General features: G+C 55.5%; 19 protein-coding genes. All 19 read left to right on the top strand.

What is annotated here, in order from left to right; translation table 11 throughout:
• The 19 genes from yidC (at position 1) to glmS (ending at position 21,349) form a co-directional block, all read left to right on the top strand.
• Positions 1–1,686 (top strand): membrane protein insertase YidC, encoded by a 1,686-nt coding sequence (yidC, locus tag BLW11_RS04030; protein WP_048362218.1) that lies wholly within the window; start codon positions 1–3, stop codon positions 1,684–1,686.
• Between the two features lie 79 nt (positions 1,687–1,765).
• Positions 1,766–3,133, top strand: a complete 1,368-nt coding sequence (mnmE, locus tag BLW11_RS04025) for a tRNA uridine-5-carboxymethylaminomethyl(34) synthesis GTPase MnmE (RefSeq protein WP_048362219.1) — start codon at positions 1,766–1,768, stop codon at positions 3,131–3,133.
• A 249-nt stretch (positions 3,134–3,382) separates the two neighbouring features.
• The gene (locus BLW11_RS04020) at positions 3,383–4,999 is read left to right on the top strand and encodes an ABC-F family ATP-binding cassette domain-containing protein (RefSeq protein ID WP_048362220.1); all 1,617 of its coding nucleotides are present in this window, start codon (positions 3,383–3,385) and stop codon (positions 4,997–4,999) included.
• A 503-nt stretch (positions 5,000–5,502) separates the two neighbouring features.
• Positions 5,503–7,395, top strand: a complete 1,893-nt coding sequence (gene mnmG, locus BLW11_RS04015; RefSeq protein ID WP_019828655.1) for a tRNA uridine-5-carboxymethylaminomethyl(34) synthesis enzyme MnmG — start codon at positions 5,503–5,505, stop codon at positions 7,393–7,395.
• Positions 7,392–8,036, top strand: coding sequence for a 16S rRNA (guanine(527)-N(7))-methyltransferase RsmG (gene rsmG / locus BLW11_RS04010; RefSeq protein ID WP_046809501.1), 645 nt, complete (start codon positions 7,392–7,394; stop codon positions 8,034–8,036). The genes mnmG and rsmG overlap by 4 nt, the downstream gene beginning before the upstream one ends.
• 18 nt (positions 8,037–8,054) lie before the next feature.
• Positions 8,055–8,846: a ParA family protein gene (locus BLW11_RS04005; RefSeq protein ID WP_046809500.1), complete on the top strand. Its 792-nt coding sequence runs from the start codon at positions 8,055–8,057 to the stop codon at positions 8,844–8,846.
• A 9-nt stretch (positions 8,847–8,855) separates the two neighbouring features.
• Complete coding sequence (locus BLW11_RS04000; protein WP_048362221.1) at positions 8,856–9,728, top strand: ParB/RepB/Spo0J family partition protein; 873 nt, start codon at positions 8,856–8,858, stop codon at positions 9,726–9,728.
• A 148-nt stretch (positions 9,729–9,876) separates the two neighbouring features.
• A complete protein-coding gene (locus BLW11_RS03995) occupies positions 9,877–10,284 on the top strand; it encodes a F0F1 ATP synthase subunit I (protein WP_003437994.1) in 408 nt (135 codons plus the stop codon).
• Positions 10,285–10,300: 16 nt separating this feature from the next.
• Positions 10,301–11,170 (top strand): F0F1 ATP synthase subunit A, encoded by an 870-nt coding sequence (gene atpB / locus BLW11_RS03990; protein WP_048362222.1) that lies wholly within the window; start codon positions 10,301–10,303, stop codon positions 11,168–11,170.
• Between the two features lie 120 nt (positions 11,171–11,290).
• Entirely contained in the window at positions 11,291–11,548 is a 258-nt protein-coding gene (gene atpE, locus BLW11_RS03985) for a F0F1 ATP synthase subunit C (protein WP_002555987.1), read from the top strand.
• Positions 11,549–11,605: 57 nt separating this feature from the next.
• Positions 11,606–12,076, top strand: coding sequence for a F0F1 ATP synthase subunit B (locus BLW11_RS03980; RefSeq protein ID WP_003437998.1), 471 nt, complete (start codon positions 11,606–11,608; stop codon positions 12,074–12,076).
• Between the two features lie 12 nt (positions 12,077–12,088).
• Complete coding sequence (locus tag BLW11_RS03975; protein ID WP_048362223.1) at positions 12,089–12,625, top strand: F0F1 ATP synthase subunit delta; 537 nt, start codon at positions 12,089–12,091, stop codon at positions 12,623–12,625.
• A gap of 21 nt (positions 12,626–12,646) precedes the next feature.
• Positions 12,647–14,191: a F0F1 ATP synthase subunit alpha gene (gene atpA, locus BLW11_RS03970; protein WP_048362224.1), complete on the top strand. Its 1,545-nt coding sequence runs from the start codon at positions 12,647–12,649 to the stop codon at positions 14,189–14,191.
• Positions 14,192–14,241: 50 nt separating this feature from the next.
• The gene (gene atpG, locus BLW11_RS03965; RefSeq protein WP_048362225.1) at positions 14,242–15,102 is read left to right on the top strand and encodes a F0F1 ATP synthase subunit gamma; all 861 of its coding nucleotides are present in this window, start codon (positions 14,242–14,244) and stop codon (positions 15,100–15,102) included.
• 27 nt (positions 15,103–15,129) lie between these two features.
• The gene (gene atpD, locus BLW11_RS03960) at positions 15,130–16,509 is read left to right on the top strand and encodes a F0F1 ATP synthase subunit beta (protein ID WP_048362226.1); all 1,380 of its coding nucleotides are present in this window, start codon (positions 15,130–15,132) and stop codon (positions 16,507–16,509) included.
• Positions 16,510–16,565: 56 nt separating this feature from the next.
• Positions 16,566–16,985 (top strand): F0F1 ATP synthase subunit epsilon, encoded by a 420-nt coding sequence (locus BLW11_RS03955; protein WP_048362289.1) that lies wholly within the window; start codon positions 16,566–16,568, stop codon positions 16,983–16,985.
• 115 nt (positions 16,986–17,100) lie between these two features.
• The gene (gene glmU / locus BLW11_RS03950) at positions 17,101–18,468 is read left to right on the top strand and encodes a bifunctional UDP-N-acetylglucosamine diphosphorylase/glucosamine-1-phosphate N-acetyltransferase GlmU (protein ID WP_048362227.1); all 1,368 of its coding nucleotides are present in this window, start codon (positions 17,101–17,103) and stop codon (positions 18,466–18,468) included.
• A 268-nt stretch (positions 18,469–18,736) separates the two neighbouring features.
• Positions 18,737–19,504, top strand: coding sequence for a DeoR/GlpR family DNA-binding transcription regulator (locus BLW11_RS03945; protein ID WP_048362228.1), 768 nt, complete (start codon positions 18,737–18,739; stop codon positions 19,502–19,504).
• Between the two features lie 9 nt (positions 19,505–19,513).
• Positions 19,514–21,349, top strand: a complete 1,836-nt coding sequence (glmS, locus tag BLW11_RS03940) for a glutamine--fructose-6-phosphate transaminase (isomerizing) (RefSeq protein ID WP_048362229.1) — start codon at positions 19,514–19,516, stop codon at positions 21,347–21,349.
• The last annotated feature ends 67 nt before the right edge of the window (positions 21,350–21,416 follow it).

Genomic DNA, 21,416 nt, shown 5'->3' with positions numbered 1-21,416 from the left:
ATGGATATTAAACGCACGATCCTGATCGTCGCTCTCGCAGTCGTGTCCTACGTTATGGTTCTGAAATGGAACCAGGACTACGGCCAAGCTGCCTTGCCGACTCAGAATGTTGCCGCCAGCAGCACAACCGCACCGGCTTTGCCCGATACGGTTTCAGGTAACAACGCTTCGAACAGTGCCGATGTACCCAGCGCCAATACAGATACCAGCACACCCACTGAAACTCCGGTGGCTGCAAGCAAAGACCTCATCCACGTAAAAACGGATGTTCTGGACATCGCGATTGATCCGCAGGGTGGTGATATTGCCCAGCTGCGTCTGCCGCTGTATCCACGTCGCCAGGATCACCCGGATGTTCCTTTCCAGTTGTTCGATAACGGCAACGAACGCACCTATCTGGCACAAAGTGGCCTGACAGGCGTTGATGGCCCGGACGCCCGTTCGTCAGGTCGTCCTGTTTTCAGCACTGAGAAAAAGACTTACGAGCTGGCCCCAGGCCAGGATCAACTGGTTGTTGATCTGAAGTTCAGCGAAAACGGCATCAATTACATCAAGCGTTTCACGCTCAAGCGTGGTCTGTACGATGTACAAGTCAGCTATTTGATTGATAACGAGAGCAGCAAGCCGTGGAACGGCAACCTGTTCGCGCAATTGAAGCGTGACGCCAGCTCCGATCCTTCTTCCAGCACCGCCACCGGCACTGCGACTTACCTGGGCGCTGCCCTGTGGACAAGTTCAGAGCCGTACAAAAAAGTGTCGATGAAAGATATCGACAAGGCTCAGCTGAAAGAAACCGTTCAAGGCGGCTGGGTTGCCTGGTTGCAACACTACTTTGTGACTGCGTGGATTCCTCAGAAAGGCGATAACAACGTCGTTCAGACCCGCAAAGACAACCAAGGCAACTACATCATCGGTTTTACTGGCCCAACCTTGACCGTTGAGCCGGGCAAAACGGCTGAAACCAGCGCTACGTTGTACGCCGGTCCAAAAAGCCAGGGTGTACTCAAAGAGTTATCCCCAGGTCTGGAACTGACCGTCGACTACGGCATTCTGTGGTTCATTGCCCAGCCTATTTTCTGGCTGCTGCAACATATCCACAGCCTGGTAGGTAACTGGGGTTGGTCGATTATCTTCCTGACCATGCTGATCAAAGGGATCTTCTTCCCTCTGTCGGCCGCCAGCTACAAATCGATGGCTCGCATGCGCGCCGTGGCACCAAAACTGGCCGCTCTGAAAGAGCAGTTCGGTGATGACCGCCAGAAAATGTCGCAAGCGATGATGGAGCTGTACAAGAAAGAGAAGATCAACCCACTGGGCGGCTGCTTGCCGATTCTGGTGCAGATGCCGGTCTTCCTGTCCTTGTACTGGGTACTTCTGGAAAGTGTTGAAATGCGCCAGGCGCCGTTCATGCTCTGGATTACCGACCTGTCGATCAAAGACCCGTTCTTCATTCTGCCGATCATCATGGGCGCAACCATGTTCATCCAGCAGCGTCTGAACCCGACTCCGCCGGATCCGATGCAGGCCAAGGTGATGAAGCTGATGCCTATCATCTTCACCTTCTTCTTCCTGTGGTTCCCTGCTGGTCTGGTGCTGTACTGGGTTGTGAACAACTGCCTGTCCATCGCTCAACAGTGGTACATCACCCGTAAAGTTGAAGCTGCTACCAAAAAAGCAGCCGAGTAACTTACTCTGGTGAACACCACTCAAAACGCCCCCTAGTGGGGCGTTTTGCTATCCGTCACTTTTGTTTTGAGGCCTGTTTATGAGTGTTCCGGCTGAGACCATTGCCGCAGTAGCGACTGCCCAGGGCCGAGGTGGTGTGGGAATCGTGCGTATTTCCGGCCCGCTCGCCAGTGTTGCGGCGCAAGCGTTCAGCGAGCGTGAACTGAAACCTCGCTACGCCCATTACGGCCCTTTTTACGGCGAAAACCGTGAAGTGCTGGATGAAGGCATTGCGCTGTACTTCCCGGGACCCAACTCGTTTACCGGCGAAGACGTGCTGGAACTGCAAGGCCATGGCGGCCCGATTGTTCTGGATATGTTGCTGCAGCGCTGCATTCAACTCGGTTGCCGTCTGGCTCGTCCGGGGGAATTCAGCGAGCGGGCGTTTCTGAATGACAAACTCGACCTTGCCCAGGCCGAGGCGATTGCCGACTTGATCGAGGCAAGTTCTGCACAGGCTGCACGTAACGCATTGCGTTCCTTGCAAGGCGCTTTCTCTGAGCGTGTGCATAACTTGACCGAGCAATTGATCGGTTTGCGTATCTATGTCGAAGCGGCGATTGATTTCCCGGAAGAAGAAATCGACTTTTTGGCCGATGGCCATGTGCTTGGCATGCTCGATAAGGTTCGCGAAGAGTTATCCACCGTTCAGCGCGAAGCCGGGCAGGGTGCCTTGCTGCGTGATGGTATGACCGTGGTGATTGCCGGCCGGCCAAATGCGGGGAAATCGAGTCTGCTCAACGCCCTCGCCGGACGTGAAGCGGCCATCGTGACCGAGATTGCCGGCACAACCCGTGACGTGTTGCGTGAACATATCCACATCGATGGCATGCCGTTGCATGTGGTCGACACCGCAGGTCTGCGAGATACAGACGACCAAGTGGAGAAAATCGGTGTGCAACGGGCACTCAAGGCCATTGGCGAAGCCGATCGGGTGCTGTTGGTGGTCGATGCCACTGCACCGGAAGCGGACGACCCGTTTGCGCTGTGGCCTGAGTTTCTTGAGCAGCGTCCAGATCCGGCGAAAGTGACGTTGATCCGTAATAAGGCCGACCTGAGCGGTGAGAACATTGCCCTGCAGCTGTGTGACGATGGCCACGTGACGATCAGCCTTAGCGCCCGATCAACGGATGGCCTGGATTTGCTGCGTGAACACCTCAAGGCCTGCATGGGTTATGAGCAGACCTCTGAAAGCAGCTTCAGCGCGCGCCGCCGCCACCTGGAGGCGTTGCAGCACGCCAGCAAGGCACTTGAACACGGCAGGGCGCAACTGACCCTGGCGGGCGCAGGGGAGTTGCTGGCTGAGGATTTGCGCCAGGCACAGCATTCGCTGGGCGAGATTACCGGTGCATTCAGTTCTGATGACTTGCTGGGGCGGATTTTCTCCAGTTTCTGTATAGGCAAGTAACCAGCTCGACGTTTGTGGGAGGGGCTTGCTCGCGATTCGGGCACCTCAAGGGTACAGTTGAACCTCAGTGATGCCATCGCAGGCAAGCCCGTTCCCACAGGTTGGCATTGTTCTGCCTTTGTCCTATAGTTTTGGCGATTCAATCCCACGAGGTGTTAGTCCAATGCGCAATTGATGCCGCCGCGATGTTAGCGGCCAGATCTCATCCCCCTCACCGCAGGGGCAGTTCTGGGCATCTTTGGAGTGCATATGGCTCTCGTTACCTCTGTAACGCTGGAAAGCGTTTCTTACCAACTGCCCGATGGCAGTTCCCTGTTCACAGACCTTGATCTGCATATCGACCATCGCCGTACCGGTCTGGTGGGGCGTAATGGTGTGGGCAAAAGCCTGTTGGCACGCCTGATTGCCGGGCATATCTCCCCCTCCACAGGCCGTTGCACACGTAGTGGCACCGTGTATTACCTGGCTCAGCACGTTAGCCCCGAACCCGGTCATACCGTTGCCGACCTTGCCGGTGTACGGCCCGTTATCAGCGCCCTTGAGCGAATAGAGCAGGGCAGCACTGAGCAAGCGGACTTCGATTGTATCGGCGAACGCTGGGGCATCCGTCAGCAACTGCTCGACCAGCTGGCCAAAAACAATCTTGCACACCTGACGCCCTCAACCCCTGCTTCAGACCTCAGTGGGGGCGAAGCCATGCGCGTGGCCCTGATGGGCGCTTTCTTGTCTCAAGCCGACCTGTTGATACTGGATGAGCCCACTAATCATCTGGATCACCAGCACCGTCGTGCGCTCCATGAGCAGTTGCTGAACTGGCCCAACGGCTTGCTGGTGATCAGCCACGATCGCGATGTGTTGGAGAACATGGAGGTTATTGTTGAGTTGTCTTCCATGGGGCTCACCCGTTATGGAGGTGGTTTTTCGTTTTATACACAGGCAAAAGCCGAGCAACTTCGAGCGGCGCAGCTACAACTGGCGTCAGCCAAGCTTGAACGCAAGCGACAGGAACAGGCCCTGCGTGAGCAAAAAGAGCGTCTGGAACGCAGTCAATCCCGCGGCCATAAACAGGCCAGTGATGCTAATCAGGCCAAAGTTTTGCTGGGCCGGCAAAAGGAACGCAGCCAGGCCAGCAGCGGCAAACTGCGGGTACAACAGGACGCGGCACGGGAACAATTGTCTGCTCAAGTGCGCCAGGCCGCGAGTCAGGTAGAAGAGCAACAGGCCATCTTTGTCTACCCGCCCCAAGCCTGCCAAAGCGCACCGGTGCAAATCGCTGAGTTGATTGATGCTCGTCTGCCACAGGGAGCTGAGCATTTACGCTCGATCAATGTCACGCTGACTCGTGGCCAGCGTATTGCCCTGGTGGGGCCGAACGGCTGCGGCAAGTCGACCTTGCTCAAGGTACTGGTCGGTCAGCTGCCGGTTGTTTCAGGTCAGGCCCGGACCTTCGTAACCACCGCTTATCTCGACCAGCACCTGGGACTGTTAAAGCCCGAGCAAACAGTTCTTGAGCAGTTGCAGCCCCTCAATCGGCAGCTCAATGAAGGAGAATTACGCACTCGGCTGGCGCAATTAGGCCTAAACGCGGATCGAATCAACCAGCCATGTAACCGGTTGAGTGGCGGTGAACGCCTGAAAGCCGCCATGGCTTGCGTGTTTTATGCCGCGTCCCCGCCACAGCTCTTGTTGCTCGATGAACCCGCCAATCACCTGGATCTGCCTTCGGTTCAGGCGCTGGAGAGCATGCTCAAACAGTACTCGGGAACTCTGGTTGTCACCTCCCACGATGAGGTGTTCCTGACTGCAATTGGAGTTACCCACAGACTTGAGGCATCACCCACAGGCTGGCTGATTACGCCTCAATAACGGTGCTGACTTGTACCGTTTATCACTTTAATCACTGACCGATCGTCCGACCGCTTGATGGATTGACCATTCAAGCGGTTTTCGGCTGCCTGTTTACTGGCCAAAAACCCTCTAAATCGTCGAATAAGCTCTGTGCATAACTAGCCCTCAGGTCAGTGGGTAAGTAGGCCTGAAAACTGAAGATAACCACCCCTGTGGATAACCACCTGTTTTACCCACAGGCTTAAAGCACTTATCCCAACCCCTTATCGGTGTATAACCACAGACTTTTGAATCTCTGTACAGTACGTAGAATATAGCCTGTAGCAATCTATCCACAGAAATGTGCCTCAGTAGAAATAAACATAAAAACAAAGCTTTATAAATTTCTTCTCTATTTATTTATCTATCTTGCCTTATCCACAGCTGGTTAAATTTTGTGCAAAGGGTTCTTTAAGAAGGGCGAAGTCCCTATACTTCGCGGTCTATCCAAAAACTCCCTAGTAACAGGCACGAGGTGCGTGGTGAATTTCCCTTCCCGTTTTGCAGTGATCGTCATCGGCGGCGGTCACGCCGGAACCGAGGCTGCACTTGCTTCAGCACGCATGGGCGTAAAAACCCTGCTGTTGACCCACAACGTGGAAACCCTCGGGCAAATGAGCTGCAATCCTGCGATTGGCGGGATTGGTAAAAGCCATCTGGTTAAAGAAATCGATGCCCTTGGCGGCGCGATGGCAATGGCTACCGATAAAGGCGGCATTCAGTTCCGTGTACTCAATGGGCGCAAAGGCCCGGCAGTGCGGGCAACCCGTGCACAGGCCGACCGGATTCTGTACAAGGCGGCGATACGCGAAACGCTGGAAAACCAGCCCAACCTGTGGATATTTCAACAGGCAGCTGATGACCTGATCGTTGAACAGGATCAAGTGCGTGGCGTAGTGACCCAAATGGGCCTGCGTTTTATGGCTGATGCGGTGGTTTTGACCACAGGCACCTTCCTGGGTGGACTTATCCACATTGGAATGCAGAATTACTCGGGCGGCCGAGCCGGTGATCCACCTTCGATAGCCTTGGCACACCGCCTGCGTGAACTGCCTCTGCGGGTGGGCCGCCTGAAAACCGGTACACCACCGCGTATCGATGGCCGCTCTGTGGATTTCTCGGTCATGACCGAGCAACCAGGGGATACCCCGATCCCAGTGATGTCGTTCATGGGCAACAAAGAACAGCATCCGGCCCAGGTCAGTTGCTGGATTACCCATACCAACGCCCGCACACACGAAATCATCGCGTCCAACCTCGATCGCTCACCGATGTACTCAGGTGTAATCGAAGGGATTGGCCCGCGTTACTGCCCGTCGATCGAAGACAAAATCCATCGCTTTGCCGACAAGGAAAGCCATCAGGTCTTCATCGAGCCGGAAGGTTTGACCACACACGAGCTGTATCCGAACGGGATCTCCACCTCCCTGCCGTTCGATGTGCAAATCCAGATCGTGCAATCGATTCGCGGCATGGAAAACGCCCACATCGTGCGGCCCGGCTACGCCATCGAATACGACTACTTCGATCCGCGCGACCTGAAGTACAGCCTCGAAACCAAAGTGATTGGCGGTTTGTTCTTTGCAGGACAAATCAACGGCACTACCGGTTACGAAGAAGCCGGTGCTCAAGGTTTGCTGGCTGGCGCCAACGCGGCATTGCTCGCACAGGGCAAGGAAAGCTGGTGCCCGCGTCGCGATGAGGCGTACATCGGGGTATTGGTCGACGACCTGATTACCTTGGGTACTCAAGAACCGTATCGGATGTTCACATCCCGTGCCGAATACCGCCTGATCCTGCGCGAAGACAACGCTGACATGCGCTTGACCGAAAAAGGTCGCGAGTTGGGCCTGGTCGATGACGCCCGTTGGGCTGCTTTCTGCACCAAGCGTGAAAGCATCGCGCAAGAAGAACAGCGACTGAAAAGTACCTGGGTTCGCCCGGGCACTGAGCAGGGCGATGCCATTGCTGCCAAATTCGGCACACCGCTGACCCATGAATACAATTTGCTCAATCTGCTGACCCGTCCTGAAATCGACTACGTCGGCCTGGTTGAAGTGACCGGGCAGGGCGCCGAAGATCCGTTGGTCGCCGAACAGGTTGAGATCAAAACCAAGTACGCCGGTTATATCGATCGTCAACAAGACGAAATTGCCCGTCTGCGCGCCAGTGAAAATACCAAACTGCCTGTGGATATCGATTACACGAACATCTCCGGGCTGTCGAAAGAGATCCAGAGCAAGCTTGGCGCAACCCGTCCAGAGACCCTGGGTCAGGCTTCGCGTATCCCCGGCGTCACGCCGGCGGCGATTTCCCTGTTGATGATTCACCTGAAAAAGCGCGGCGCTGGCCGCACGTTGGAGCAAAACGCTTGAGTTCGCTGGTTACCGCACAACACGCCGAAGAGTTATCCACAGGTGCACGCCAGTTGGGCGTTGCACTGACCGAAAGCCAGCACCAGCAATTGCTGGGCTACCTGGCCCTGTTGATCAAATGGAACAAGGCCTACAACCTCACGGCTGTGCGTAACCCGGACGAAATGGTTTCGCGCCATTTGCTCGACAGTCTCAGCGTGATGCCCTTCATCGAAAACGGCCGTTGGCTGGATGTGGGCAGCGGCGGCGGCATGCCGGGGATTCCCCTGGCGATCCTGTTTCCTGAGTCTCAAGTGACCTGTCTGGACAGCAACGGCAAGAAAACCCGTTTTCTGACCCAGGTTAAACTCGAGCTCAAACTGGATAACTTGCAAGTTATCCACAGTCGCGTTGAGGAGTTTCAGCCAGAGCTGCCATTCAATGGAATTGTTTCCAGGGCTTTCAGCAGCATGGAAAACTTCAGCAACTGGACGCGCCACCTGGGCAACAGCGAAACGCGCTGGTTGGCAATGAAGGGCGTTCATCCTGCCGATGAGCTGGTAGCATTGCCGTCTGATTTTCGTCTAGATAGCGAACACGCCTTGACCGTTCCAGGTTGCCAAGGCCAACGCCATCTGCTGATACTGCGCCGCACGGCATGATTGGGAACGCAAGCAAGAATGGCTAAGGTATTCGCAATAGCGAACCAAAAGGGTGGTGTGGGTAAAACCACCACCTGTATCAACCTCGCAGCATCGCTGGTCGCGACCAAGCGCCGCGTGCTTCTGATCGACCTCGATCCGCAAGGCAACGCCACCATGGGTAGCGGTGTGGATAAACACGGTCTCGAGAATTCGGTCTACGACCTGTTGATCGGTGAATGCGACCTGGCTCAGGCCATGCATATCTCCGAACACGGTGGTTACCAGCTTCTGCCCGCTAACCGTGATCTGACGGCAGCCGAAGTTGTACTGCTCGAAATGCAGATGAAAGAAAGTCGTCTGCGCACTGCACTGGCGCCGGTTCGCGAGAGCTACGATTACATTCTGATCGATTGCCCGCCGTCGCTGTCGATGCTTACCCTGAACGCTCTGGTTGCTGCCGATGGGGTCATTATCCCCATGCAGTGCGAGTACTTCGCACTCGAAGGCTTGAGCGACCTTGTGGATAACATCAAGCGCATTGCCGAGCTGCTGAACCCGAACCTGAAGATCGAAGGCCTGTTGCGGACCATGTATGACCCGCGTCTGAGCCTGATGAACGATGTGTCGGCTCAGCTCAAGGAACACTTCGGCGAACAGCTGTACGACACGGTGATCCCGCGCAACATTCGTCTGGCCGAAGCCCCGAGCTACGGCATGCCTGCATTGGCCTATGACAAAAACTCCCGTGGCGCGATTGCTTACCTTGCCCTGGCAGGCGAGCTGGTTCGTCGTCAACGTCGTACCACCCGCACGCCTCAGCCAACTTAAGGAAATCCCATGGCCGTCAAGAAACGAGGTCTCGGACGCGGACTGGATGCACTCCTGAGTGGTCCAACGGTCAGCTCGCTGGAAGAGCAAGCGGTCAAGGTTGATCAAAGCGAACTGCAACACTTGCCTCTGGACCTGATCCAGCGCGGCAAGTATCAGCCTCGTCGTGACATGGATCCCCAGGCGCTTGAAGAGCTGGCCAGCTCGATCAGGACTCAAGGGGTGATGCAGCCAATCGTGGTTCGCCCGATTGATGGCAACCGCTTTGAGATCATCGCCGGTGAACGTCGCTGGCGCGCCAGCCAACAGGCAGGCAAGGACACCATCCCGGCGATGGTGCGTGATGTGCCGGACGAAACGGCCATCGCGATGGCGCTGATTGAAAACATTCAGCGCGAAGATCTCAATCCGATTGAAGAAGCCGTCGCCTTGCAGCGCTTGCAGCAAGAGTTCCAGCTGACTCAGCAACAAGTCGCCGACGCTGTGGGTAAGTCCCGGGTGTCTGTGGCTAACTTGTTGCGATTGATTTCCTTGCCGGAAGTGATCAAGACCATGCTGTCCCACGGTGACCTGGAAATGGGTCATGCGCGGGCATTGCTCGGTTTGCCTGAAGCTCAGCAGGTTGAAGGGGCGCGACACGTTGTCGCACGAGGCCTGACAGTACGTCAGACTGAAGCCCTGGTTCGCCAGTGGCTCAGTGGCAAACAAGAGCCGGCTGAACCGGTTAAAACCGATCCGGACATTGCCCGACTCGAACAGCGTCTGGCAGAGCGGCTAGGCTCTGCGGTGCAGATCCGTCACGGAAAGAAGGGAAAAGGCCAATTAGTGATTGGTTACAATTCTCTTGATGAGCTTCAAGGCGTGCTTGCCCACATCCGCTGAAACAATTCCTCTTGTAGCGCGCAGTCGGAAATCACTACCTGACAGTTGAATAGGGGCTTAAGCGCCCCTATACTCTGCGCGCATTTTGTCGGCACAAATTATGCCAAGTTTTTCACTTTTGGTAGCCGACCTTTGAGGAGCAGTTGTGATGGAAACCCGCACGCCAAACCGCTTGCCGTTCCATCGCTTGGCGGTTTTTCCGGTTTTGCTGGCTCAATTTGTCGTTTTATTGCTGGCTGCTTTGGGGCTCTGGCAATGGCATGGAGTCGTCGCCGGATATTCAGGACTCTGCGGAGGACTGATAGCTTTGCTACCCAATGTGTATTTTGCTCACAGGGCTTTTCGGTTTTCCGGCGCCCGAGCAGCGCAAGCCATCGTCCGGTCGTTTTACGCTGGCGAGGCAGGCAAGTTAATTTTGACGGCAGTGCTGTTCGCGCTGACGTTTGCAGGTGTGAAGCCATTGGCGCCGTTAGCAGTATTCGGCGTCTTCGTGCTGACCCAACTGGTCAGTTGGTTCGCTCCCCTGCTAATGAGAACAACACTTTCGAGACCTTAGGGCGTTTGAGGCAACCATGGCAGAAACAACCGCTTCGGGCTATATCCAGCACCACTTACAGAACCTGACCTTTGGGCAGCTACCTGATGGCGGCTGGGGCTTTGCTCACACCGTTGCAGAAGCTAAATCAATGGGCTTTTGGGCTTTCCACGTCGATACACTCGGCTGGTCGCTGTTTGTCGGTCTGATCTTCATCCTCGTTTTCCGCATGGCGGCCAAGAAGGCAACTTCCGGTCAGCCAGGCGCACTGCAGAACTTCGTCGAAGTACTGGTGGAATTCGTTGATGGCAGTGTTAAAGACAGCTTCCACGGTCGCAGTGCAGTTATCGCACCGCTGGCGCTGACCATTTTCGTTTGGGTGTTCCTGATGAACGCCATCGACCTGGTTCCAGTTGACTGGATTCCACAGTTGGCGATCCTGATCACTGGCGATGAGCACTTCCCATTCCGTGCCGTACCGACGACTGATCCTAACGCGACCATGGGCATGGCCCTGTCGGTCTTTGCGTTGATCATCTTCTACAGCATCAAGATCAAGGGCTTCGGCGGCTTCATCGGCGAACTGACCCTGCACCCGTTCGGCAGCAAGAACATTTTTGTTCAGGCGCTGTTGATTCCGGTGAACTTCCTGCTCGAATTCGTAACGCTGATTGCCAAGCCTATTTCGTTGGCACTGCGTCTGTTCGGCAACATGTACGCTGGCGAACTGGTGTTTATCCTGATCGCCGTAATGTTCGGCAGCGGCCTGCTTTGGCTTAGCGGTCTGGGCGTGGTGCTGCAATGGGCGTGGGCTGTATTCCACATCCTGATCATCACCTTGCAAGCGTTCATCTTCATGATGTTGACCATCGTTTACTTGTCGATGGCACACGAAGATAACCACTAAGATCCGCTTCGGCGAGTCTGGTGCCCCTCTCGCTTTCGGGTGAGAGGGACGCAAAATGATTTTGTTTTACCGCTTTAATCTAAAAACCTAAACCATACGACGTAAAAGTCGGGAGGAAAGATGGAAACTGTAGTTGGTCTAACCGCTATCGCTGTTGCACTGTTGATCGGCCTGGGCGCACTGGGTACCGCAATTGGTTTCGGCCTGTTGGGTGGCAAGTTCCTGGAAGGCGCAGCGCGTCAACCAGAAATGGTCCCAATGCTGCAAGTTAAAATGTTCATCGTTGCCGGTCTGCTCGACGCCGTAACCATGATCGGTGTTGGTATCGCACTGTTCTTCACCTTCGCGAACCCCTTCGTTGGTCAACTCGCTGGCTAATCACTCGAATTTTCGAGTTGATTAGAGTGATGGACAACGAACGAGCGAGGTGTTGGCGTGAACATTAATGCAACCCTGATTGGCCAGTCCGTTGCGTTCTTCATTTTTGTACTGTTTTGCATGAAGTTCGTGTGGCCTCCGGTCATCGCGGCATTGCAAGAACGTCAGAAGAAGATTGCGGCTGGATTGGACGCTGCTAACCGAGCAGCTCGCGACCTGGAGTTGGCCCAAGATAAAGCGGGTCAACAACTGCGCGAAGCTAAGGCTCAAGCAGCTGAAATCATTGAGCAAGCCAAGAAACGCGGTACTCAGATCGTAGACGAAGCCCGTGAACAGGCTCGCGTTGAAGCTGACCGTGTGAAGGCTCAGGCTCAGGCCGAGATCGAACAGGAAATCAACAGTGTTAAAGACGCGCTGCGCACCCAATTGGGTAGCCTGGCCGTTGAAGGCGCTGAAAAAATCCTGGGCGCCACAATCGATCAAAACGCGCACGCGGAGCTGGTTAACAAACTGGCTGCTGAAATTTAAGCGAGGGCGATCATGGCAGAATTGACCACGTTGGCCCGACCTTACGCTAAGGCAGCCTTCGAGCACGCCCAGGCCCACCAGCAACTGGCCTCTTGGTCAGCCATGCTCGGCCTGGCTGCAGCAGTGTCGCAAGACGACACTATGCAGCGCGTGCTCAAGGCCCCGCGACTGACGAGCGCAGAAAAGGCCGCCACGTTTATTGACGTGTGCGGCGACAAGTTCGATGTAAAAGTACAGAACTTCATCCACGTCGTTGCCGAAAACGACCGTCTCCCGCTTTTGCCGGAGATTGCCGCTCTGTTTGACCTGTACAAGGCTGAACAAGAGAAGTCGGTAGACGTAGAAGTGACCAGTGCTTTTGCATTGAACCAAGAACAGCAAGACAAACTCGCCAAGGTTCTCAGTGCACGACTCGACCGGGAAGTGCGCCTGCAAGTTGCGGAGGATGCCAGCCTTATAGGTGGTGTCATCATCCGCGCCGGCGACCTGGTTATCGATGGCTCGGTTCGCGGAAAACTCGCAAGCCTTGCCGAAGCATTGAAATCTTGAGTTTGAAGGGGCAGCAGAGCAATGCAGCAACTCAATCCTTCCGAAATAAGTGAAATTATCAAGGGCCGCATCGAAAAACTCGATGTGACCTCCCAAGCCCGTAACGAAGGCACCATCGTCAGCGTATCTGACGGTATTGTGCGGATTCACGGTCTGGCCGACGTAATGTACGGCGAGATGATCGAGTTTCCGGGCAGCGTCTTCGGTATGGCTCTCAACCTTGAGCAAGACTCTGTAGGTGCCGTAGTACTGGGCTCGTACACGACTCTGGCTGAAGGCATGAGCGCCAAGTGCACTGGCCGCATCCTGGAAGTTCCGGTTGGTAAGGAACTGCTGGGTCGCGTTGTCGACGCACTGGGTAACCCAGTTGATGGCAAAGGTCCGCTGAACAACACCGAGACTGATGCAGTCGAGAAAGTTGCTCCAGGCGTGATCTGGCGTAAGTCGGTAGACCAGCCTGTACAGACTGGCTACAAGGCTGTCGATGCCATGATCCCTGTCGGCCGTGGCCAGCGTGAGCTGATCATCGGTGACCGTCAGATCGGTAAAACCGCTCTGGCGATCGACGCGATCATCAACCAGAAGAACAGCGGCATTTTCTGTGTATACGTAGCGATCGGTCAGAAGCAATCGACTATCGCCAACGTGGTTCGCAAGCTGGAAGAAAACGGCGCGTTGGCTAACACCATCGTCGTTGCTGCCAGTGCATCCGAATCCGCAGCGCTGCAGTTCCTGGCACCGTACTCCGGTTGCACCATGGGCGAATACTTCCGCGACCGCGGTGAAGACGCGCTGATCGTTTATGACGATCTGTCCAAGCAAGCAGTGGCTTACCGCCAGATTTCCCTGCTGCTGCGCCGTCCACCAGGCCGTGAAGCTTACCCAGGCGACGTGTTCTATCTCCACTCCCGTCTTCTGGAGCGCGCATCCCGCGTTTCCGAAGAGTACGTAGAGAAGTTCACCAACGGCGCAGTGACCGGCAAAACCGGTTCCCTGACCGCACTGCCGATCATCGAAACCCAGGCTGGCGACGTTTCCGCGTTCGTTCCGACCAACGTGATTTCCATCACTGACGGTCAGATCTTCCTGGAATCGGCCATGTTCAACTCCGGGATCCGTCCTGCAGTGAACGCCGGTGTTTCGGTATCCCGTGTGGGTGGTGCCGCGCAGACCAAGATCATCAAGAAGCTGTCCGGTGGTATCCGTACCGCTCTGGCTCAGTACCGTGAACTGGCGGCATTCGCCCAGTTCGCATCTGACCTGGACGAAGCGACCCGTAAGCAACTTGAGCATGGTCAGCGCGTTACCGAGCTGATGAAGCAGAAGCAATACGCACCAATGTCGATCGCTGACATGGCGCTGTCGCTGTATGCCGCTGAGCGTGGGTTCCTGACTGACGTCGAAATCACCAAGGTCGGTAGCTTTGAACAAGCGCTGATTGCTTACTTCAACCGCGATCACGCCGAGCTTATGGCGAAGATCAACGTTAAAGGTGACTTCAATGACGAAATCGACGCTGGCATCAAAGCCGGTATCGAGAAGTTCAAGGCCACCCAAACCTGGTAAGCCGCAGCGGGAGCCGCAAGGCTCCCGCTTGCTAACCTGATAGGTGTTACATGGCAGGCGCAAAAGAGATTCGCAGTAAGATTGCGAGCATCAAAAGCACGCAAAAGATTACCAGCGCCATGGAAAAAGTGGCGGTCAGCAAAATGCGCAAGGCACAAATGCGCATGTCTGCTAGCCGTCCTTATGCGGAGCGCATCCGCCAGGTTATTGGGCATTTGGCTAACGCCAACCCGGAATACCGCCACCCGTTCATGATCGACCGCGAAATCAAGCGTGTAGGTTATGTGGTTGTGAGCAGTGACCGTGGTTTGTGCGGTGGCTTGAATACCAACCTGTTCAAGGCTTTGGTCAAGGACATGGCGGTAAACCGTGAAAACGGCGTCGAGATTGATCTGTGCGTGGTCGGTAGCAAAGGTGCGGCTTTTTTCCGTAACTTCGGCGGTAACGTCGTCGCTGCAATCAGCCATCTGGGTGAAGAACCGTCGATCAATGACTTGATCGGCAGCGTTAAGGTGATGCTGGATGCTTACCTGGAAGGCCGTATTGATCGCCTGTCCGTGGTGTCCAACAAGTTCATCAACACCATGACGCAACAGCCGACTGTGGAGCAATTGATTCCACTGGTGGCGACCCCGGATCAAGAACTCAAGCACCACTGGGACTATCTCTACGAACCAGACGCCAAAGAGCTGCTAGACGGCTTGATGGTACGTTACGTGGAGTCGCAGGTGTACCAGGCGGTGGTCGAGAACAGTGCAGCTGAACAAGCTGCGCGGATGATCGCGATGAAGAACGCCACTGATAACGCCGGTGATTTGATCAGCGATTTGCAGCTGATCTACAACAAGGCGCGTCAGGCTGCGATCACCCAAGAGATCTCGGAAATCGTCGGCGGCGCTGCCGCGGTTTAACGGTTCAAATATTCAGAGGATCCAGCTATGAGTAGCGGACGTATCGTTCAAATCATCGGCGCCGTGATCGACGTGGAATTTCCACGCGAAAACGTACCGAGCATCTACAACGCGCTGAAAGTACAAAGCGCGGCCGGAACCACTCTGGAAGTTCAGCAGCAGCTGGGCGACGGCGTGGTTCGTACCATTGCGATGGGTTCCACCGAGGGCTTGAAGCGCGGTCTGGAAGTCACCGACACTGGCGCAGCCATCTCCGTACCGGTCGGTAAAGCGACTCTGGGCCGGATCATGGACGTTCTGGGCAACCCGATCGACGAAGCTGGTCCGATTGAAACCGAAGAGCGCTGGGGCATTCACCGCCCTGCACCGACCTTCGCTGAACAAGCGGGCGGCAACGACCTTCTGGAAACCGGCATCAAGGTTATCGACCTGATCTGCCCGTTTGCAAAAGGCGGTAAGGTTGGTCTGTTCGGTGGTGCCGGTGTAGGCAAAACCGTAAACATGATGGAACTGATCCGTAACATCGCCATGGAACACAGCGGTTACTCTGTGTTTGCTGGTGTGGGCGAGCGTACCCGTGAGGGTAACGACTTCTACCACGAGATGAAGGATTCCAGCGTACTGGACAAAGTGGCACTGGTTTACGGTCAGATGAACGAGCCGCCGGGTAACCGTCTGCGCGTAGCACTGACCGGCCTGACCATGGCCGAGAAGTTCCGTGACGAAGGTAACGACGTACTGTTGTTCGTTGACAACATCTACCGTTACACCTTGGCCGGTACTGAAGTATCCGCACTGCTGGGCCGTATGCCTTCTGCAGTAGGTTACCAGCCGACTCTGGCTGAAGAGATGGGTACTCTGCAAGAGCGCATCACTTCGACCAAGAACGGTTCGATCACTTCGATCCAAGCGGTATACGTACCTGCGGATGACTTGACTGACCCGTCGCCTGCGACCACCTTCGCCCACTTGGACGCTACCGTTGTACTGTCCCGTGACATCGCCTCCCTGGGTATCTACCCAGCGGTCGATCCACTGGACTCGACTTCGCGCCAGCTGGATCCGATGGTAATCGGCCAGGAACACTACGACACCGCTCGCGGCGTTCAGTACGTGTTGCAGCGTTACAAAGAACTGAAGGACATCATTGCGATCCTGGGTATGGACGAGCTGTCGGAAGTCGACAAGCAGTTGGTATCCCGCGCTCGTAAGATCCAGCGTTTCTTGTCTCAGCCGTTCTTCGTGGCTGAAGTCTTCACTGGCGCTTCGGGTAAATACGTTTCCCTGAAAGACACCATTGCTGGCTTCAAAGGCATCCTCAACGGTGACTACGACCACCTGCCAGAACAAGCGTTCTACATGGTCGGCGGCATCGAAGAAGCGATCGAGAAAGCCAAGAAACTGTAATTCCAGCGCCCGGCAACGGGCGCTAATCAGGTTGAGGCAATCAGATGGCTAATATGATGACAGTCCATTGCGATATCGTCAGTGCGGAAGGAGAAATCTTTTCCGGTCAGGTCGAGATGGTGATTGCGCACGGCAGCCTGGGTGATCTTGGTATCGCTCTGGGTCACGCTCCGCTGATCACTGAGCTCAAACCAGGCCCGATCCGCCTGATCAAGCTGGGTGGGGAATCCGAGGTGTTTTACATCTCCGGTGGTTACCTCGAGGTTCAGCCGAACATGGTCAAGGTTCTTGCCGACACCGTGCAACGTGCTGCCGACCTGGATGAAGCCTCCGCTCAGGAAGCCGTCAAGGCTGCCGAGAAGGCTCTGAACGAAAGAGGCGCAGAATTCGATTACGGTTCTGCTGCTGCACGACTGGCCGAGGCTGCAGCTCAGCTGCGCACCGTCCAGCAAATCCGCAAGAAGTTCGGCGGCTAAGCCTCCTGTCTTATTGTGTGATTGATTAAAAAGGGTAGCCTCGGCTACCCTTTTTCTTTTTCCGCGAAAAACTTTTTGGTCGCAACCGCTGACCACCCAGGATTGGTAGCCAGTCATGTCTCTTGATATCGTTATTCTCGCTGCAGGTCAGGGCACCCGCATGCGTTCAGCTCTGCCCAAGGTTCTGCACCCCGTGGCAGGCAACTCCATGCTGGGCCATGTTATCCACAGTGCTCGCCAGCTCAAGCCAACCGGTATCCACGTAGTCATTGGCCACGGTGCCGAACTGGTGCGTGAACGCCTCGCCGCTGACGACCTGAACTTTGTGCTGCAAGACAAGCAACTGGGTACCGGCCATGCCGTGGCTCAGGCGCTGCCATTTTTGACCGCACAAAACGTGCTGATCCTGTACGGCGATGTACCGCTGATCGAGGTCGAGACCTTGCAGCGTTTGCTCAAGCAAGTCGGCCCTGAGCAACTGGGCTTGCTGACCGTAAACCTGGCTGACCCGACCGGTTATGGCCGGATCGTGCGAGACGCCAACGGCAAGGTCAGCGCCATCGTAGAGCATAAGGATGCGACCGAAGCTGAGCGTGCCATCACTGAAGGCAATACGGGAATTTTGGCGTTGCCGACCCAGCACCTGGGTAACTGGATGAGCCGCCTTTCGAACAATAACGTCCAGGGCGAGTATTACCTGACTGACGTTATCGCCATGGCTGTGAGCGATGGTCTGGTGGTTGCCACTGAACATGCCCACGACCCGATGGAAGTGCAGGGCGCCAATGACCGCAAACAGCTCAGTGAGCTGGAACGTCATTACCAGTTGCGAGAAGGCCGTCGCCTGATGGCACTGGGTGTGACCTTGCGTGACCCGGCCCGTTTCGATGTACGCGGCGAAGTCACTGTCGGCCGTGATGTGCTGATCGATATCAACGTGATTCTTGAAGGCCGTGTGGTCATTGAAGATGACGTGGTGATTGGCCCGAACTGCGTGATCAAGGACAGCACCTTGCGCAAAGGCGTGGTGGTCAAGGCCAACAGCCATCTTGACGGTGCCGTGATGGGGGAGAACAGCGATGCGGGTCCTTTCGCCCGTTTGCGCCCGGGTAGCGTGCTGGATGCCCGTGCCCATGTGGGTAACTTTGTTGAATTGAAAAACGCCCATCTGGGTGAAGACGCCAAGTGCGGTCATCTGACTTACCTGGGGGATGCCGAAGTCGGCCCGCGCACCAATATTGGCGCGGGCACCATCACCTGTAACTACGATGGCGCCAACAAGTGGAAAACCGTGTTGGGGGCGGATGTGTTCATCGGTTCGAACAACTCGCTGGTCGCGCCTGTGGATATCTCCAACGGTGCAACCACTGCAGCCGGTTCAACCATTAATCAGGATGTAGGCCCTGAGCAGCTGGCCGTTGGTCGCGCGCGCCAGCGCAATATTGATGGCTGGAAGCGTCCAGTCAAACAGCCAAAGCCTTGACGTAAAGTTATCCACAGATCGCATCTGGCGATAGGTGGTTACTAACAGGTCATCCTATAACTGTTTTAAATCAATAACTTACCTAAAGCCTTATCCTCGCCCTGTGGATAAGGCTTTTTTATTTCAGCTTAAAATCATACTTTTAACCAATGAATACTGGGCGATATCGAGTTATTCACAGTAAATAACGCGCAAGAATTTCTTGACGGATATTTCGAGATAAGGTTTCATTGCTTTCGTTATCTTTCGAAACGAAACTTAAGCCGTTATGTCTAAACGCAACACGCCACAACGCAGACACAACATCCTGGCCTTGCTTGCTGAGCAAGGTGAAGTCAGTGTGGATGAACTGGCCAAGCGCTTCGAAACCTCTGAGGTTACGATTCGCAAGGATTTGGCTGCACTCGAAAGTAACGGTCTGTTATTACGGCGTTACGGCGGGGCTATTACCATGCCGCAAGAACTGGTCAGTGATGTACCCCAACCGGTTTCTCTTTATAAACAAGCCATCGCCCGTGCGGCCGTAGGCCTGATTAAAGAGCACGCACGCATCATCATCGATAGCGGCAGCACCACGGCCTCGATGATTCCACAGCTAGGCCAGCAACCCGGCCTGGTAGTGATGACCAACTCCCTGCACGTCGCCAACGCACTCAGCGAACTGGAACATGAGCCTGTGTTGCTGATGACCGGTGGCACCTGGGATCCGCACTCCGAGTCCTTTCAGGGACAGGTTGCCGAACAGGTGTTGCGCTCTTACGACTTCGATCAACTGTTCATCGGTGCTGATGGCATAGACCTGCAGCGCGGCACGACAACTTTTAACGAGTTGTTGGGTCTGAGCCGGGTCATGGCTGACGTCGCACGTGAAGTGATCGTAATGGTCGAGTCGGACAAGATTGGTCGCAAGATACCCAACCTGGAACTGCCCTGGAGCAGCGTCCATACCCTTATTACAGATGATCGCTTGCCGCTTGAGGCTCGCGAACAGATTCAGGCCCGGGGCATAACACTGTTATGCGCGGCCCTAAGCTAGGAGAACTTTATGTGCGGAATCGTTGGCGCAGTCGCTGAACGTAATATCACGGCCATTCTGTTGGAAGGCCTGAAACGTCTTGAATACCGTGGCTATGACAGTGCAGGCGTTGCTGTTTTCACCAACAACGGGACCCTGGAGCGCACGCGTCGCAACGGTAAAGTTGCCGAGCTGGAACAAGCGCTGGCCGGTGAACCCCTGGCAGGGCGTCTGGGTATTGCCCATACTCGTTGGGCAACCCACGGCGCGCCGTGCGAGCGTAACGCTCACCCACATTTCTCCGGTTCCGATCTGGCCGTGGTACACAACGGCATCATCGAAAACCACGAAGCCCTGCGTGCGCAACTTAAAGGCCTGGGTTACGAATTTACTTCGGACACTGACACCGAAGTCATTGCCCACCTGCTCAATCACAAACTCAAAGACAACAGCGACCTGACCGCGGCCCTCAAAGCCACCGTTAAAGAATTGCACGGTGCGTATGGCCTGGCCGTGATCAGCGCCAAACAACCGGATCGCCTGGTAGCTGCACGTAGCGGCAGCCCGCTGGTGATTGGCTTGGGCCTGGGTGAAAACTTCCTGGCCTCCGACCAATTGGCACTGCGCCAAGTGACTGACCGCTTCATGTACCTGGAAGAAGGCGACATCGCTGAAATCCATCGTGACAGCGTGCAGATCTGGGATGTGAATGGCCAAAGCGTTCAGCGTGAAGCCGTGCAATACAGTGATGGCGCCGAAGCTGCTGACAAGGGCGAATATCGCCACTACATGCTCAAGGAAATCCACGAGCAGCCAGCTGTAGTACAACGCACTCTGGAAAACCGTCTGGGTCAGGACCACGTACTGGTACAAGCCTTCGGTCCACAGGCGAAAGAATTGTTCGCCAAAGTACGCAATGTTCAGATCGTTGCCTGTGGTACCAGCTACCACGCGGGCATGGTTGCCCGTTACTGGCTCGAAAGCCTGGCCGGTATTCCATGCCAGGTCGAAGTGGCCAGCGAGTTCCGCTACCGCAAAGTTGTGGTGCAGCCGGATACCCTGTTTGTTTCGATCTCACAGTCGGGCGAAACCGCTGACACCCTCGCCGCACTGCGTAATGCAAAAGAACTGGGCTTCCTTGGCAGCCTGGCGATTTGCAACGTAGGTATCAGCTCGCTGGTGCGTGAGTCTGACCTGACGCTGCTGACCCAAGCCGGTCGTGAAATTGGCGTGGCTTCCACCAAAGCGTTCACCACCCAGCTGGTTGGCTTGCTGCTGTTGACCCTGTCCCTGGGCCAGGTTCGCGGCACCCTGGAAGCAGGCGTTGAAGCACAACTGGTTGAAGAGCTGCGTCGTTTGCCTGCGCGTTTGGGTGAAGCCCTGGCGATGGATTCGATTATCGAAAAAGTGGCCGAGCTGTTCGCCGACAAGCACCACACCCTGTTCCTGGGCCGTGGCGCTCAGTTCCCGGTGGCAATGGAAGGTGCACTCAAGCTCAAAGAAATTTCGTACATCCATGCTGAAGCGTATCCAGCGGGCGAGTTGAAGCACGGCCCTCTGGCGCTTGTGGATAACGACATGCCGGTGGTTACCGTTGCGCCGAACAATGAGCTGTTGGAAAAACTGAAATCCAACCTGCAAGAAGTGCGTGCCCGTGGTGGTGAGTTGATCGTGTTTGCCGATGAGCAAGCCGGTATGACCAATGGCGAAGGCACCCATGTGATCAACATGCCGCACATCCACGATGTGCTGGCGCCGATTCTCTACACTATCCCGCTGCAATTGCTGTCTTACTACGTGGCCGTGCTCAAGGGCACCGACGTAGACCAGCCGCGTAACCTGGCCAAATCCGTCACTGTGGAATAAATGCTGCTGCGACTATTGGTAGTGGATTTAGAGAAATAAAACTGTCGCAGGAGCCGGCTAGGTCTGT

The sequence above is a fragment of the Pseudomonas deceptionensis genome (assembly GCF_900106095.1).
Lineage (GTDB): Bacteria > Pseudomonadota > Gammaproteobacteria > Pseudomonadales > Pseudomonadaceae > Aquipseudomonas > Aquipseudomonas deceptionensis.
Note: the sequence above shows the minus strand (reverse complement) of the source record. Positions and strands in the feature narration are given on the sequence as shown.

Excerpts from the sequence above, each read along its gene's own strand:
- yidC (WP_048362218.1), top strand. The coding sequence starts at position 1 with ATGGATATTAAACGCACGATCCTGATCGTCGCTCTCGCAGTCGTGTCC.
- atpB (WP_048362222.1), top strand. The coding sequence starts at position 10,301 with ATGGCAGAAACAACCGCTTCGGGCTATATCCAGCACCACTTACAGAAC.
- BLW11_RS03975 (WP_048362223.1), top strand. The coding sequence starts at position 12,089 with ATGGCAGAATTGACCACGTTGGCCCGACCTTACGCTAAGGCAGCCTTC.
- BLW11_RS03955 (WP_048362289.1), top strand. The coding sequence starts at position 16,566 with ATGACAGTCCATTGCGATATCGTCAGTGCGGAAGGAGAAATCTTTTCC.
- glmS (WP_048362229.1), top strand. The coding sequence starts at position 19,514 with ATGTGCGGAATCGTTGGCGCAGTCGCTGAACGTAATATCACGGCCATT.
- BLW11_RS03995 (WP_003437994.1), top strand. The coding sequence starts at position 9,877 with ATGGAAACCCGCACGCCAAACCGCTTGCCGTTCCATCGCTTGGCGGTT.
- mnmE (WP_048362219.1), top strand. The coding sequence starts at position 1,766 with ATGAGTGTTCCGGCTGAGACCATTGCCGCAGTAGCGACTGCCCAGGGC.
- BLW11_RS04020 (WP_048362220.1), top strand. The coding sequence starts at position 3,383 with ATGGCTCTCGTTACCTCTGTAACGCTGGAAAGCGTTTCTTACCAACTG.
- atpE (WP_002555987.1), top strand. The coding sequence starts at position 11,291 with ATGGAAACTGTAGTTGGTCTAACCGCTATCGCTGTTGCACTGTTGATC.
- atpD (WP_048362226.1), top strand. The coding sequence starts at position 15,130 with ATGAGTAGCGGACGTATCGTTCAAATCATCGGCGCCGTGATCGACGTG.
- BLW11_RS04005 (WP_046809500.1), top strand. The coding sequence starts at position 8,055 with ATGGCTAAGGTATTCGCAATAGCGAACCAAAAGGGTGGTGTGGGTAAA.
- BLW11_RS04000 (WP_048362221.1), top strand. The coding sequence starts at position 8,856 with ATGGCCGTCAAGAAACGAGGTCTCGGACGCGGACTGGATGCACTCCTG.
- atpG (WP_048362225.1), top strand. The coding sequence starts at position 14,242 with ATGGCAGGCGCAAAAGAGATTCGCAGTAAGATTGCGAGCATCAAAAGC.
- atpA (WP_048362224.1), top strand. The coding sequence starts at position 12,647 with ATGCAGCAACTCAATCCTTCCGAAATAAGTGAAATTATCAAGGGCCGC.
- BLW11_RS03945 (WP_048362228.1), top strand. The coding sequence starts at position 18,737 with ATGTCTAAACGCAACACGCCACAACGCAGACACAACATCCTGGCCTTG.
- glmU (WP_048362227.1), top strand. The coding sequence starts at position 17,101 with ATGTCTCTTGATATCGTTATTCTCGCTGCAGGTCAGGGCACCCGCATG.